Origin of the sequence: Flavobacterium sp. 2 (assembly GCF_049949195.1) — a bacterium.
GTDB lineage: Bacteria > Bacteroidota > Bacteroidia > Flavobacteriales > Flavobacteriaceae > Flavobacterium.
Genome location: NZ_CP188206.1, coordinates 1,724,889 through 1,739,524, shown reverse-complemented (window position 1 = coordinate 1,739,524; position 14,636 = coordinate 1,724,889). Strand labels below are relative to the sequence as shown.

The following is a 14,636-nucleotide window of genomic DNA, read 5'->3' as shown; positions in this document are numbered from 1 at the left end:
TTATTTCTATTTATAAAAATTAATGCAACAAAGTATTAGAGGAAATTAGGCTGCTTTAAAAAATTATTTTTCGCAAGGAATTTATTGTAAATAGGTTCTAGACCTGGAATAATTTCCTGTCGTCGCATCCATTCAAATATTTTAATTTCATTTTTGTATTCGTCAGTCTTTTTATAAATTTCAAAAAGTTTCAATGCCACAGTTCTGGGAATTCCCTGCGTAATTAAGGAAAGAACAATAGGTTCTTGTGAACCCAGTTCAACCTGAATAGGAAGGGCTAGTGTCATTTTGTATCTTTCTTTTTGGTTTTCGTCCAGAACTTCGTCCAATATATCAACAAGTAGTTTTAAATATTTTAATAGTGAAAATGTCACCACTTTTAAATTAATTTTAATCGCTTCTTTAATCATTCTGTTGATATGTTCGGGATTTGAAGCGTCTATTCTATTTTCAGGCTTAACTCGTTCGTCTTCTGAATAAAATTTAATTCTATTGCTAATTAGGTCTCCAATACTGTTACCCTGCATCCAGTTCATTGCATTTATACATATTCCGGAAGATGCAATTGAAATATGATCATTTACCCAAATTTCCTTTGACATGGCAAAGATTTCGTTTAATCGTGAAATGATAGAATCAAACTGCCAGAAAAAACTTTGATTACTATATTCTATATTATTTGCTATCTCTCTTCTGTATGGTGCATTAAAATTTGAATTAGGATGTATTACCCAGCTTTGTAAATCTTGCACTACTATTTTATATAGTTTATCCTGAAGGATAGGATCGATTGTTGGATTTCTTTTGACTACATTATATGGTATAGTCACATTTTCAACTGAAGATCTGACTGATCGGATCATATCTGATTTAACTGTTGCTGCTAGTTTATGTTTGGCAAAGAACTTTTCTATGGATTCATCATCTCTGAGTGCTTTGTTTCTTAACGAAGTTATTAGATTTCTAATTTTGGATGACTCAATTTCTAAGGATGTTTTAGTTAATTCATCTGTAGAAATTTCCGGCAGTGCCCTTGAACTGGAAGTTCTTACCTCCTTAAGATAATCAGCCTGATAGTAGTTTTCCGCCCATTCGACATTATTCTTTTTGCTCACACAGAAAATGGTTCCATAAAGTGTATTCTTAAGCCTGCCTGCTCTTCCTATAAGGTTTCCAAATTCGAAATCACTCAATTGCTCCGTATTTTTTTCCGGTTTAATGACAAAGAGATTATCGGCAGGTAGATTTACGCCTTCAAGAAGTGTTGAGGTGCAGAAGAGTGTGGTGATAATGCCCTGCTCAAAAAGGGTTTCAATTTCTTTTCTGACAAACTCCGACAAGGAGCTGTGATGAAAGGCCACCCTTTTTTTGAGACATTTAAGTAGGAAATATTCTTCGTGTATATCCGTTCTGACATATTTAATTAAATCCTTCAATTCATCTTCCAGATCACCATCCAAAGCGACAGATTCGGCGAATTTTAGTGCCCAAGATTCGGCATAGTCGCCCCGAGAACTGTATATTAAGTTACTATCGTTTTTATGGCTTAATGCAGCTACGATCTGCGCGAGTCCATTTCCTATATTAGTGTTGAAAGTCTTTTCAATTTTAGGGATTTTTATTACCTCTTTGATCTGGTGGAAGACTTTGTTTCCTGCAAAAAGAGTCAACGAAATTGAATTTTCTTCGAGCTTAATAATTGTTCTAAGCTGGAAAACAGGAGACAGATCGGTATTTACAACTTTACTTTCTTTGTCGAACAATTCTCTGAAGATTTCATTTGAATTAGAAATAAAGGGGCCAGCTGTGATTATTTTGGTATGTTCCGGAACTTTCGAAAGTTCTTCGTACACGTATTCAAATAGATTTCCCCTTCCATCTTCATTTTCGACATTTTGGATTTCATCTATAAAAATGAGGTCTGGCAAAATAAGGCCATGTTCAGAATTTATAATTTTTACCGCCCTCTCCGGCGTAATTACATAAATCAGCTTCTCCTCGTGGTCTTTTTCATCCTCAATAAAAGCATTTTTAATGGTGATGTTCTGCAGGTCAATCCTGAGTTCCTCACTTACCTGGTTGATCAGCGCCCTGGAGGGAACAATATAGAAAACGCAGTATTTCTCTTTTATTTTTAATTCTGTCTCAATATATTTTTTTAGGATGAAAGACTTGCCCGAAGAAGTAGGGGCTGAAATTGATATGTACTTCTGCTCATGTATATTGGTAAAAAGATTTTTCTGGAAATCCGTCAGCAGGTAAGGTTTTTCATCAATAAGAATTGAATTTTCTGTTCTTTTTGTGATTAGCTCGTGCTGCAAAATTATATCCTCTCCAAAAGTTTCATTTTTTTGATAGAAGCTGATTAATGTCTTTAAATGTCCAGTTGCTGCCAGGTTTCCTATTCTGGAGAATAAAACATATGCGATCTTCAAAATTTCGATTTCGTCGGGATTGTTTAAAAAGAGAAGAATAGCAAGATCCTGGACTTTCTTTAGATGTTTTTCATCGTCGCTTTCTGCTAAAATAGAGGCAAGCCAGACTGCTTTGCGAATTTCACTAAATTCATCAGCTATTTTCGGCAAAGACTCGATTTTTCTCTTTAGCAGACCTAGTACCTGCTGTTCGATTACTAAATTAAGAGAGTCGTTATCATATATTTTGGAAAGATGTTCCATTTAACTAAGGCTGATTTGGATATTGGACTTTATGAATGTTGAAATACATTCCATTCCTAAAATAATCGATATCATTAAATGGAAAACAGAAGAAGTCAACATACACTTTCTCTATTAGAGGATACTGGTTTAATTTATTTTTTATTTTTTCAATTATTTTTGCTTTTTTTGAGTTGAGATGAGAGCTTAGCAGCAACTCTAGATCTTCACTGTCTTTTGCCTTTTTCTCTAATGTAGCGATCGATGCGCTGTTATGCATAATCAGGATGGGATGAACCATTACTTGGTTTCTGAATACATCTGAGCCAGGTGTAAGCATCTGATAAATCTCTTCATAATCGGTATCAGTGCTGTCAGTGAAAAAGGTCTTATTGGCTACAATAAACTCCATTGAGTTAAATTCGGTACGTGTAACAGGGCTGTGAAACCTGTTTAATGATTCAAATGCGTCATCCAGACTGTCGCTGAATCCCTGCATTATTTTTGATTCACCAATAAAGATTGCAGGCTTAAAAACACCTTCTTCGATTTCGTAATTTCCAAGAAAAATTCCGTCCCCTCCTTTTACCTGATCTTTTGGATTTGAAAGTCCCTCAATTTTATGTGCAACCATCTTACTTTTAAGGATACTTTCAGTGAGGGCAAACAAAAGAAGTTCTCCATATTTTCCATCTGTTGCAGGATTTTTTTTCCCGAAAAAAGCCTGAGCTTCCTGATATAAAGCAAGATTCAGATGTTTTTCCGCTTGCAAGGGACCGTACTTAGCTGTTAAAGATTTAAGTTTGTTTTTTTTAGAAGTGTTGGTATGAACATACTCAGGTAAAAAAAAACCGAGTTGTTCTATTAAATTATCACAGCTGAAATTTGTTCCAGAAACTTTGGGGGTAAAGGCTCTAACTGCAACTTTGGTGTTTTTTTCATTAAAATGATTTGTTAGCTGTCTTTCTATCCACTGTGTATCAATCTCTATTTTTTTCTCCCAGTCAATACTCATAGTTAAATTAGATTTATAAAAATTCTGAGTCCTCAGCAATAAAAAAGATGTTCTTAATTATCTCTTGCATTTAATGAAATATGTTTTACAACTGCTGTATGGCTAATATAGAAAAACTTTCTTACAGATTATTATTTTTTTTTAACGCAACAAAATGATTGAGGAGGCATCAATTTTAATTGTCTGAAGGGTCATAGCATATACGGCGAAAAACAGCTCCTTACGGATGCATTTGGGTGAGTGTGTGGTTTCCGCCATGATTCCCCCACAAAACTTTGATTTTGAAATATTATTAAAAAAGCGCTTTAATTTTTTGTAATAAAAAAGGTATCCACTCTTGTATGTTTATGAACGTACTTTGTCTATAACTCATTTAGCTGAGTTTACACTGTGTCGAAAAATAATCTTACATTGTCAATGTAAAATCATAATTATAAGTAGGAAAATAAAAATGTCAGAAAATAGAAAAACTGTATTTATTTCATATTCGTGGGATAGCCCGGAACACCAGCAATGGGTTTTAAAATTAGCTAAAGATTTGACTGAGAAGTATGGAGTAATAGTACTTCTAGATCAATATCATCTAAATACTGGTTCAGACTTACCATATTTTATGGAGCAATCAATCGAAAAAGCGGATAAAGTTTTAGTAGTACTTACACCGAATTATAAAGTTAGAGCCGAGGAAAGAAAAAGTGGAGTTGGTTATGAAAGTACTATGATAACTCAGGAGATTTTCGAATCACCAATTACAAAAATTAAATTTCTTCCTATTCTTAGAGTTGGAAGTTCTCAAACTAGTTCGCCAAGGTTTCTTAAATCAAAAGTTTATCACAATATGGTTGATGATAAGGTGTACTATAGTGAGTTGCTTAAATTGGCAAAACTTATCTATGATAAACCAGTTATAGATATACCGGTATTGGGCGCTATTCCTGATTTTAATGAGCCAACCTTTGACCCAATTATTGATAGTGCAAGTAGCTTTTTAAGCGAGGAACGGTTAAACAGGGAATTAAATCAGATTATAAATTCCACTGCAGGAGTTAATATTTATGACAAGGAAATTGATATTCTTAATAGTCTACTTAAAGAAAAAGTTGATTTGTATAAAACATCTACTGGTTTAAATTTTACTTATGAATCAAATGATAGAGATGCTACCGTTATTCATTGTGAAAATTTTTCAGTAAGTTTTTATTGGAGTGGTAGATTTACAAATACAGCAGAGCATAACAAATTGATTGTAAGGCGATGGTCAGGCTTTGCAAGTGCTACTGATAACAGATTTTACTTTCCAGATGAAAAGCCGGTAATGTTATCGGAGAATAATTATAAATTTAATTTAAATTATTCTAATGAAGTTGTGTGGACATCATCTAAAGAACATTTATCGACAGGTGAAATAATTCAAAATTCATTTATTTTCTTAATAGAGGAGATAAAAAAAGTAAAGAGTAAAAATTTTAGAAATAAGTAAATAATCATAATAAACTCTAAACAAATGAATATTGAACCCAAATTGCTTGAGATAAGAAAAATTGCAAGAGAACGCGGGAAGTATGTTATGAGGAAATTATTTGATGATTATCTAACAGGATGGATAGATAAAATCAGAGTTCCTTCTTGCTCGTTTTGCGGTGAAGAAGAAAATTTAACTAAGGAACATATTATTCCAAAGTGGGTATTTGAAAGTAATCCGAAAAAAATATTCAAATCTGATGTTAATGAACTCGATCATGCTTATATTAAGGCAACAATACCATTGTGCGCCAAATGTAATTCGGAATTATTTAATTCTATTGAGAGAGAGGTTCAAAAGATCCTTGCTAATGCAGATTTAAAGAAAACTTATTACAGTCCTGACGATTTGCTTGTTATAATTCGATGGCTGGAAATAATTGATTATAAATTTCAAGTTTGAGATTTACGAACAGAATTCAAAAGGCATAAAAAATCTGATTACATACCATTTTTATCTGATTTTTCAATTGCATTTATGCGTGATGGTTCAGTTAGAACAGTTACTACAAAAACCAGAAAATCATTGAAAAGAATTGCAACTAAAGACAATTCCAAACGGATTTCTCATCTGGTTGTTGGTAGAACAAGAAACACATCGTTTCATTATATGCATACATCCGGCGAATTCATCTTTCTTGAAATTCCGTTATATAATAAAATCTTTTTTTATTTTTACGAGAAGGAGTTTAAAAGTGAGAAGCAGGTGAGTAAAGAAGCTATGAAGATTGTTAGATCTAATTATGATTAAAATACATTGCAATTAATTTTTTACATAAAAATAAATGATACCAAAACAAGTCGTAGCATTATTCAAATTTATAGATTATCTAGATGATAACAAGAAAGAATATATTGAGAAGTATATTCCTATATGTACTGAATTGGCAGTTTTAGATAGAAAGCGACGGGATTTAAATCCAAATGAAAATTATATAAGTAAGCAGTTATATGATAAGGTGCAATCTGAAATTGAAGAGAAATTCTCACCACTATTAGATAATGTTTATATACCAATAACGGACAAACTTAAGGAATTAGAAGTATGGTCAGGAGAAGAAGATTTTACTAGTATCTGGAATAATAATATTGGTGATGTGTGTGATTTTAAAAGAGATTTTACCACTGAAGATATTGATAAAGTTATGGAGTCTAAACAAAAGTATATTAATTTCAGAGTTGAGACCAATTCCAATTTTATGTGCCTGTCTTTAGTTATATACAGCTTAGATGAGATTTTGAAAGAACTTTTTGATTTTTTTAAAGATACCAGTAATAATGAATTTATTAGTTTCGAGAGGAAGGTTATTGAAGGTAAAAATTTAAAGGATGCAATAAAAACACTTATAGAAAATAGAGATGAAACTCTTAGTATTTCTATACCTGCTGTTGATATTTTGGGTAGTCGTCAACAGGTGCAAGAAATATCAAATCCTACAATAGTGAAAAATAACTTTCATATCGGCGATAAGATAAAAACCGGAAACATCTCTACTGATAAAGGTCAAGTTACTGTTGGAAAAGGTATTAAAAATGAAATGGGAGGAAGTGATGAATTGGCAAAGAAATCTTTTCATTGGCAAAAGTGGTTAGGTATTGTTGCAATTGTACTAACGATTATCATAGCAATACTTCAAATGAAATAATTATCGGAACGTGTATGAAGTTTTATAGACTATCAGATTCGCTTTGAGAATTGTTTAAATTCATTTACGATATTGGTATTTTATCCTTTTAATACTTTTTTATGACCTTAATTAATGTTTTGAAAATCAATACTTTTGGTAGAAAAGTTGCATTTAAAAAAAATAAACTATAACTTTGACCCTATGGGTATTTTTTATCTTGGAAAACTCTTAAGTTTTCCAAGATAAAAAATACCCATACCCTTTTTACCCAATTTCAACATATTTTTTTGTGGAAATTTTATCTTTTTTGTCACGTTTTTATGTAATATTTGTGACTAATTCGTTTCCGAAATAGGTTTTTGTTAGTTGATAATCAAATAGTTGGGATGATAAAAAACAATCGTGAATATATAGTTTCCCCAAATTATTTTTCATTTGCTTGGAACTGACAGTTCTATCACAAAGCTGTAATATTTAAGAAAAAGGATTTTTGGTTACGGTATCACTTTATAGGCGTATTTTAATGTTGTAAAATTCATTCATTCATTTGGTTATAATGATTATGTTCACTAAATTTGATTGTTCATTTTAAATGAACGCGAAAAAATAATGAACAATGAGAAGAGGAGAGGGAATATTAGATGATGCAGTTTTACAGCTTGAGAAAAAGACCGGGCTGGATATTTCTATTAAAAGAAACTTGGATAATCATGATGGAATATTAACTGTTGCAGATACGCCATTTATAATTGAGTGCAAAAAACATATAACACGTGAGAATAGTGGGGTAATAAAGTCTATGCTCAGAAATTTACAGGAATATGAGAATTCCCCAGTTATATTAATAGCTGATTATATCCCCCAACATATAGCAACGGAATACTTTCTTGAGAAAATTAATTATCTTGATACAGCTGGGAACTGCTTTATTGCCCATAAAAGTTTATTTGTCCGTATTGAAGGCCAAAAAAGAGATAAGCCAGAAAAAATGAATCAGTCCAGAGCTTTTCAGGAAGCTGGAATAAAAATACTTTTCCATTTGTTAAGTGAACCAGAAAGTATAAATTTTACATATCGCGAGCTTGCAGCCAGAGCGGGTGTTGCACTTGGATCAGTAGCAAATGTTATAGCAGAATTGGGTGATCTTAATTTTTATATGACAACAAAAAATGGAAAATTTCTTAAAAATAAAGAAGAATTACTTAATCGGTGGGTTATTTCGTACCATGATGTGTTAAGACCCAGACTTGTACAAAAGAAAATGAAATTTACAAATTCATCTTCACTGCCTTGGACCAATGTACCTTTAAAAAATTCGGATGATGTTCTGCTTTGGGGTGGTGAGCCTGCGGCAGCCATGATGACTAATTACCTGTTTCCGGAAAAATTTACAATTTATACGGACGGAATTTGGCGCAGTCTTATTGGTGATATCGGTTTAGCACCTTCTGAAGAAGGTCAGGTTGAAGTGCTGAAAATGTTTTGGGAGGATCGACAACTTTATCATGATCAGCCCATTGTTCCTGCACTACTTGTTTATGCTGATCTTATCGGAAGTGGAATTGGAAGAAATATAGAAACCGCAAATATCATATTGAAAAATGAGTTATCACATCTCGAACGAACAGCTCAATAATCCGCTGTTAAAGCCTCTGCTGAAAGAATTGACCCAATATTTCACTTCAATCGGTATGGAATTTTTTATTATTGGAGCTACAGCAAGAGATATTGTTTTTGGCGCCCTCTATAATCAGGAGCCTGCAAGAAAAACCTTTGATCTTGATATAGCCATAGCTATACCTGACTGGGACGCATTTGATAAAATATCAGCAGATCTGTGTGCTATAGATGGATTTACCAAAGATCCTGATCAAAAGCAGAGGTTCCACTTCCATGGAAAATATGAACTGGACATAGTGCCATTTGGTGAAGTAGCCCGAAAAGATGATAAAATATACTGGCCACCCGAGGAAAGTCATGCAATGTCCGTTAAAGGCTTTACGGAAATTACGAGCGATACTATAACAATGATCATAGATGAAGAAGTTGAAATAAAGGTTGCTTCCTTGCCGGGTTTTTTTATTTTGAAGCTCATTGCCTGGAAAGACCGTTTTTATAAAACCACCAAGGATGCAGAGGACATGGCATATATAATAGATTCCTATCTTCCCATTCACCAGGAAAATCTCGATGAAGAACATTATGATATTTATGACGATGATGATTATTCGGACTTTACTGCCGGAGCTGTTATATTAGGTAGAGATTTAAAAAAAATGCTTACCGGTAGGGATGATATTCGCAATGAGATAGCAGCAATTTTAAATGAACAGTTAGAGATGGGAGAGAACAGCCGACTGTTGCTGGCCGCTGGTATACATGACAAACTATTGACATTTGATCAGATTGAAAAAGCCTTCCGGACGATTCTTAATGAAATATCAGATTAATTTATGAACTACACGGACTATTTTGTGTCATCGGTTGGTTCAGGTGATGAAAATGAAGATTCATTTTTAAGCCTATCACACCACCAGACCCGTATTGATATACTGTGTGACGGTATGAGCGGGTATGGGCATGGGAAATTAGCTTCGGAATCACTGTTAAGTTCCATTAATGGAACTTTTAATGATATAGTGGTTAATAAAAACCTGCACGCAGAAAAAATTGTACATCTTCTTCTTGAAACCGCTGATCAACAGATATTACTGAAACGGCAGGATTTAAAATCAAAATTTGGTGCGACGACAGCAGGCCTATATTATCAAGATTCCGAGTACTGGGTTTTTTGGATCGGTGACGTAAGGGTCTATCATTTACGTGATAATCAAATTTTATCATGTACTTCTGATCATTCGCTGGCAAATGCCGAATTAGAACCGGATGTGAAAAACAAAACAGTACATATTGTCACAGCTTCAATATCCGGACGTGGTATTGCAAAACTTCAAACAAAATTACTTAAAGTAAAAACAGGTGACCGGATTATTATATGCACCGACGGTTTTTGGAGGAAAGCAGATATTGGAAAAGTTGTAGATATGTCGGATGAAGATCTCGATCAATACATAAATAAAGCTAATTTATTTGACGATGATCGTTCTATTATAAGATTTACAATAGCATAAAAACAGAATGTTTTTCGGTTGGTATTAAAATTTGTTTTAATGATTACAAACCTGACGGAACAATTCTTTAAAAGATGCTTCTGTTTTTATTATATCGGCTCTTCATTGCTTTTTTCCTGAACATTATTGCGTTTAATGAAATTGTAGAAATCCTTAAGGTGCCACCATGCAGGACATATGTCCAGACTACCGTTAAAATTTAGGTATTCCTATATAGCAGCTGTTTAAAAATAACTGCGAATCAACAATTTTCGCCCAAGGTTTCCATAATACTTCAGTTGGAGGCGGATTAGTTTCAAAATAACGTTTAATATCTTCAGGATTCATGTCGCAAAATTAAGTACAAAGCATTGTTTTACCAATGTTTTCAATACAAAGAGGAACTCGTTAATCGTGGCGATTGCGGCATATTTACGAAATGCACAAGTACCAATTTGATAATGAGTACAGTGAAGTAACTAGTTAAAATAAAATTGAGGAAAAATTCTCAATTTAACCTGAAATGTCAAATATTTGAAGTCTTCCATTCATTAGTTTTATCCTTATATTAGCATGTAAATAATTATTTTATGGAATTTATTACCGATTTACAAAGGATTTTGTGGCATGAACTGGGACATCTGTGTGTCGATCTTTTAGACTTAGAGGAAGATTCAAACTATGACATAGATGATTTTTGGGTTTCCTATCATAAAATCGCAATCTCTGATCATAAGTGGGGTGGTGGTGTAAAAATGATTCCCTCACTTAAATGGGCAGTTTTGATTGAAAACAATGATAAAACTTCATTTGCATTATTGGGTATAATTTCAGGTTGTATTTTTCAGACGATTTTCTTAAAACATCTTCTACAGGGTGAAGTTGTTTTTGAAGATTGCTTTTGTCTACAAAAAAATTGTGCAGGGCAGGGTGACAGTAGTAGTTTTTATACATTAACATCTGAGATAAGAAGAAAGAATGGAAGGAAAGAGGATTTTATAAAGTTTTCCGAGATAGAATTATCTAAAATGTATTATAAATTAGTACTTGAAAATTCACACTTTTTAGAACTGATGAATCAAATGATACTAAAATACACTGATCTGATTTCTACAGCATATCACCAATCCGGAAGCAAAGATGAATTTCATTATCATTTCAAAGGCGCCGAATTGGAATCATTAAAAGAAGAAGTTTACCAAATCATGTCAGCAACTTCATTAAGAGATACAATTGTAGGTTTAAAAGAAAAAATTAAGGAGATAATGACTGCCTGATGGTTTAGCAAGAAGTTTATTAAAGGTAGTTACCAGGTTAGTTATTAAACAAAATTAGAAATTCAATAGTAATGGGCTCATATTCACATATATCATTTGATAAATATCCGATATTCACCGCTAAGAACTCGTACCGAACTGATGCTGTTGACAGCATATTCCTGCCGGAAGATTATATTAGTGAAGTCAGGCCTAATAATTCTCGAAATAAATTGGCTTGGGTAGTGGATAAGGAGGATGACAGCGAGTACACCTTCAAAGGATATCGCCAGACAGCAAAGATCTGCAAGCAGAGATTAGAAATTTTTGGCACTAAATTATCGACTGCAAAAAAAGATTTTGAAACAGCACGGGTAAATGCCAGTGAGGAAGGATATTATGATTTTTTAATATCGAAAGTGACTTATAAAAAGTACCTGGACGAATTAAGAAATATTATAAAAGACAAAGAAAAAAGTTGGGACTACATATATAAAAATTTTAAAGAAAGTTTGATATATGATGAGCTTTCAATTTACGGTCAATCCGTAGAATCTGTTTTGTACTCAATTTTAAGTATTATTCCAGAAGATTCCATTATCGAATGTGATCTGAGTGAGGTAATAGGAAATGGATGGGTGGAAGAACCGGGTATTAGGGATGATGATGATATTGAAAAAATAATTGTTTTAGCTGAAGGAAAAACGGATACTGAGTTTATAAGCAAGGCACTTTCCATACTTTATCCTCACCTTTGCAGGTACTATCATTTTATAGATTTTGATGAATTCAAAGTAGAAAGCAATGCTTCAGCACTGGCCAAATTAGTAATTGCTCTGACCGCATCTAATGTCAAGCACCCTTTTATTGTATTATTTGACAACGACACGACAGGTATATTTGAAATGAAAAGATTAATGCAGATCAAGCTGCCTGAAAATATAAAAGTACTGAAATTTCCAGATATAAAACTGGCAAAGTCATACCCTACAGTTGGTCCGACAGGAATAAAGAAAATGAATATTAATGGTTTGGCCTGCGGAATCGAGATGTATTTCGGACATGATGTACTCATGAAAAATAATACAGTGATTCCGGTCCATTGGAAAGCTTATAATGACAAAGAAAAACAATATCAGGGGGAAATTACCGAAAAAAATTATGTACAGGAAAAGTTTCGTGAAAAGTTAAAGTCAGGTAATGGAGACTTCACGGATATAAAAACATTATTAAATATGATCTTTAATGCTTTCAATTGAAAATCAGCCAACGTTGTACATTTCTTCCAAGTAGATATAAGCATACGATTTAAAAAATAATTATACTTTACAACAACATCGCCATTAAAAATATCAACGCAAGTAATTTCAACTAAGAAATTCTAAAATGCAAATTTTTAAAAAGCGCTGTAAAAACTAAAAACGCAAAAAATATAGTGTAAATTCGGTGTAGTTATCTAAATTTATTACTGCAGATTTTCAATAATTGAAAGTATTCAATTTCTATTAAGTCAGCAAGAAGGTGTTTAAAAGAAAAATAAATAAATTATGGATCCACTTACCTGGGGTTTTATTGGTACACTTGTCGGGACTGTTGTCGGAGCGTCCGCAAGTATAAGTACTACTATAATTAATGCACGAACAATCTCCAAGAACCAGAATAAGCTTGAAATTTATAAGAGGCAGGAAATTTTTCGTGAATTCCAGCGTGATAACTATTTAAAAATTCAAGAAAGTACCTATAAAGCTCACAGGCTTGTAACTTTACTTCACGTTGAGGATATGCAAAACTTCAAGGACAGCGGTCAGTGGCAGCAAGGGATACTTAATGCGGAAAACAGTAATGAACTTCTGTATACCGTCCAGGACCTAACGATGTATTTGGAACGTATTCAAAATGAGAAAGTACGGGAAGAAATCAGGAAGCTGACAGGTAAGATGCTCAAGGTGTCACATTCTTCAGATTGGAAGGAAGGTAATCAGTTATTGGCAGAAATAAACCAAGATATCTCCATTGCGATGAAAATTCTGGGGACAGAGTTACGAAATAACTATTATAGTTCAGATGCGACTTTATAGCTCAAAAACAAGATGTCCGCGCTGTATTTTTGTCTTCACTTTTATATATAAGAGAATGACAGATGGAAAGGCTCATGCATTTGCTGCTGCTGCTGCTGCAGAAACAGGGGAAGAATCAACTAGCGAACCAGCAGCGACAAATTGAGATTACATTCATTTGCAAAGCGAGGATCTCAAAATTTATCATTTAGTTCTGCTGAGGTAAACATTCATAGCAGACTAAAAGAAGTATTAATATTCCAATATTATAAAATATGACATGTCCATTATGCATTAATAACGAAGGCAATAAAAAAAACACACACTATTTTACGGATAAAATTATTCGAAGCTGTTTAAACCTGGATGGAGGAAATGCAAGAGAAACAGGTTTCTACTTTGATTTGTCTAACGACACCGCTTTTGTGGAATTCAATTTTCAACGTGAGACATCCATAGAAAAGTTGGAAGAAACTTTGGGGCGAGGTGCAACTGACCAAGAAATTGAGCAGGCAAAAAAAATACCTTTTTCAGTAGATTATGTTTTCTGTACTGATTGTGAAGCGATTTTTACCGAAATCGAGGAGGCATTTATCGAAAACATTCTTCCTAAACTGAGGAATGCCGAAATTCACGAATATGCATCGCTTGAGTTTGAGGAAATTAAAATCATCAGGCTGTTTTTTTATATCCAGGTTTGGAGAACTGCTGTTTGCGAAGAATCATTTAAATTATCGCGAGATACATTTGAAAAATTACGTTTAATAATACTAAATCATAAAACTATCACTGAGGAGCAAGTTAAAGAGTTTCCCCTGAGTATTAGCTATATGGAAACTCTAGGAGGAGAAAAAGCATACACATCGAACTTTGTTGGCTTTACTAGTGACCGGAATCCGAATCTGATCATAATGAATGATTTCGTTATTCAATTTCATGAATCCATAGAGCATGTTAAATTTTTCGATTTTTATAATTTAAATGACGAGCATTTCATTGAATTTGCCAACTATAAAGAGGAGGTGTTCAAAGTACGGATATTACATGATGCTGAGCGAAAAGCTTTTCTAAGGGCAATGGTTAGGGAGGAAAAGGTAAAAGTTACTTTATCATTTTACGAAGAAAAATTCAAAGAATTATGGTTTAAACTTTTTAGTGTTAATCCTTCATCAGCTCTAAGCCAGGAATTTATTAACGTTATTGCCAAAGAACAGGATTCTGTTTTGAGCCATACACGAGAAAATATAATGAGGCTAACTACAGAATTTATAAGTGAAAAATTAAAATTGTAAAAGTGGAAAAATCACTAAAAAAGGAATGACTTGGTGCTGAGGTATTTTAAAAAATCGAATAGTTTATTATTTCAGTTTTTTTTATGACTAATAAAGTTTT

13 protein-coding genes are annotated in these 14,636 nt (G+C 33.2%); 10 read left to right on the top strand and 3 right to left on the bottom strand.

All coding sequences use genetic code 11. The annotated features are described in order from the left end of the window. Positions 1–35 precede the first annotated feature (35 nt). Positions 36–2,678 (bottom strand): DEAD/DEAH box helicase, encoded by a 2,643-nt coding sequence (locus ACNFIH_RS07440; RefSeq protein WP_426486129.1) that lies wholly within the window; start codon positions 2,676–2,678, stop codon positions 36–38. 4 nt (positions 2,679–2,682) lie between these two features. After that, positions 2,683–3,672, bottom strand: coding sequence for a Hachiman antiphage defense system protein HamA (locus ACNFIH_RS07435; protein ID WP_426486128.1), 990 nt, complete (start codon positions 3,670–3,672; stop codon positions 2,683–2,685). Positions 3,673–4,123: 451 nt separating this feature from the next. Between ACNFIH_RS07435 and ACNFIH_RS07430 the strand changes: the two genes are divergently transcribed. The 6 genes from ACNFIH_RS07430 to ACNFIH_RS07405 all read left to right on the top strand — a co-directional run bounded on the left by ACNFIH_RS07430 (position 4,124) and on the right by ACNFIH_RS07405 (position 9,952). Then, positions 4,124–5,152 carry a toll/interleukin-1 receptor domain-containing protein gene (locus ACNFIH_RS07430; RefSeq protein WP_426486127.1) on the top strand — a complete coding sequence of 343 codons (1,029 nt, stop codon included), beginning with the start codon at positions 4,124–4,126 and terminating at the stop codon, positions 5,150–5,152. Between the two features lie 24 nt (positions 5,153–5,176). Further along, positions 5,177–5,596 (top strand): hypothetical protein, encoded by a 420-nt coding sequence (locus tag ACNFIH_RS07425; RefSeq protein ID WP_426486126.1) that lies wholly within the window; start codon positions 5,177–5,179, stop codon positions 5,594–5,596. A 382-nt stretch (positions 5,597–5,978) separates the two neighbouring features. Beyond that, positions 5,979–6,839: a hypothetical protein gene (locus tag ACNFIH_RS07420; RefSeq protein ID WP_426486125.1), complete on the top strand. Its 861-nt coding sequence runs from the start codon at positions 5,979–5,981 to the stop codon at positions 6,837–6,839. Between the two features lie 598 nt (positions 6,840–7,437). Continuing rightward, positions 7,438–8,457 carry a type IV toxin-antitoxin system AbiEi family antitoxin gene (locus tag ACNFIH_RS07415; protein ID WP_426486124.1) on the top strand — a complete coding sequence of 340 codons (1,020 nt, stop codon included), beginning with the start codon at positions 7,438–7,440 and terminating at the stop codon, positions 8,455–8,457. Then, positions 8,423–9,271: a hypothetical protein gene (locus tag ACNFIH_RS07410; RefSeq protein ID WP_417959868.1), complete on the top strand. Its 849-nt coding sequence runs from the start codon at positions 8,423–8,425 to the stop codon at positions 9,269–9,271. Before ACNFIH_RS07415 ends, ACNFIH_RS07410 begins: the two co-directional genes overlap by 35 nt. Before the next feature lie 3 nt (positions 9,272–9,274). Next, complete coding sequence (locus ACNFIH_RS07405) at positions 9,275–9,952, top strand: PP2C family protein-serine/threonine phosphatase (protein WP_426486123.1); 678 nt, start codon at positions 9,275–9,277, stop codon at positions 9,950–9,952. 192 nt (positions 9,953–10,144) lie between these two features. Here ACNFIH_RS07405 and ACNFIH_RS07400 read toward each other — a convergent pair whose 3' ends face one another. Then, positions 10,145–10,279, bottom strand: coding sequence for a DUF6965 family protein (locus tag ACNFIH_RS07400; RefSeq protein WP_426486122.1), 135 nt, complete (start codon positions 10,277–10,279; stop codon positions 10,145–10,147). Positions 10,280–10,521: 242 nt separating this feature from the next. Between ACNFIH_RS07400 and ACNFIH_RS07395 the strand changes: the two genes are divergently transcribed. The 4 genes from ACNFIH_RS07395 to ACNFIH_RS07380 all read left to right on the top strand — a co-directional run bounded on the left by ACNFIH_RS07395 (position 10,522) and on the right by ACNFIH_RS07380 (position 14,536). Beyond that, positions 10,522–11,208, top strand: coding sequence for a hypothetical protein (locus tag ACNFIH_RS07395; RefSeq protein ID WP_426486121.1), 687 nt, complete (start codon positions 10,522–10,524; stop codon positions 11,206–11,208). Between the two features lie 71 nt (positions 11,209–11,279). Beyond that, positions 11,280–12,446, top strand: a complete 1,167-nt coding sequence (locus ACNFIH_RS07390; protein WP_426486120.1) for a HEPN/Toprim-associated domain-containing protein — start codon at positions 11,280–11,282, stop codon at positions 12,444–12,446. A gap of 288 nt (positions 12,447–12,734) precedes the next feature. Continuing rightward, entirely contained in the window at positions 12,735–13,265 is a 531-nt protein-coding gene (locus ACNFIH_RS07385) for a hypothetical protein (protein WP_426486119.1), read from the top strand. A gap of 254 nt (positions 13,266–13,519) precedes the next feature. Next, positions 13,520–14,536: a hypothetical protein gene (locus tag ACNFIH_RS07380; RefSeq protein WP_426486118.1), complete on the top strand. Its 1,017-nt coding sequence runs from the start codon at positions 13,520–13,522 to the stop codon at positions 14,534–14,536. The last annotated feature ends 100 nt before the right edge of the window (positions 14,537–14,636 follow it).

What these genes read in the sequence shown, in the direction of transcription:
- ACNFIH_RS07420 (WP_426486125.1), top strand. Translation starts at nt 5,979, where the DNA reads ATGATACCAAAACAAGTCGTAGCATTATTCAAATTTATAGATTATCTA.
- ACNFIH_RS07405 (WP_426486123.1), top strand. Translation starts at nt 9,275, where the DNA reads ATGAACTACACGGACTATTTTGTGTCATCGGTTGGTTCAGGTGATGAA.
- ACNFIH_RS07400 (WP_426486122.1), bottom strand. Translation starts at nt 10,279, where the DNA reads ATGAATCCTGAAGATATTAAACGTTATTTTGAAACTAATCCGCCTCCA.
- ACNFIH_RS07380 (WP_426486118.1), top strand. Translation starts at nt 13,520, where the DNA reads ATGACATGTCCATTATGCATTAATAACGAAGGCAATAAAAAAAACACA.
- ACNFIH_RS07410 (WP_417959868.1), top strand. Translation starts at nt 8,423, where the DNA reads ATGAGTTATCACATCTCGAACGAACAGCTCAATAATCCGCTGTTAAAG.
- ACNFIH_RS07430 (WP_426486127.1), top strand. Translation starts at nt 4,124, where the DNA reads ATGTCAGAAAATAGAAAAACTGTATTTATTTCATATTCGTGGGATAGC.
- ACNFIH_RS07395 (WP_426486121.1), top strand. Translation starts at nt 10,522, where the DNA reads ATGGAATTTATTACCGATTTACAAAGGATTTTGTGGCATGAACTGGGA.
- ACNFIH_RS07435 (WP_426486128.1), bottom strand. Translation starts at nt 3,672, where the DNA reads ATGAGTATTGACTGGGAGAAAAAAATAGAGATTGATACACAGTGGATA.
- ACNFIH_RS07440 (WP_426486129.1), bottom strand. Translation starts at nt 2,678, where the DNA reads ATGGAACATCTTTCCAAAATATATGATAACGACTCTCTTAATTTAGTA.
- ACNFIH_RS07415 (WP_426486124.1), top strand. Translation starts at nt 7,438, where the DNA reads ATGAGAAGAGGAGAGGGAATATTAGATGATGCAGTTTTACAGCTTGAG.
- ACNFIH_RS07390 (WP_426486120.1), top strand. Translation starts at nt 11,280, where the DNA reads ATGGGCTCATATTCACATATATCATTTGATAAATATCCGATATTCACC.
- ACNFIH_RS07385 (WP_426486119.1), top strand. Translation starts at nt 12,735, where the DNA reads ATGGATCCACTTACCTGGGGTTTTATTGGTACACTTGTCGGGACTGTT.
- ACNFIH_RS07425 (WP_426486126.1), top strand. Translation starts at nt 5,177, where the DNA reads ATGAATATTGAACCCAAATTGCTTGAGATAAGAAAAATTGCAAGAGAA.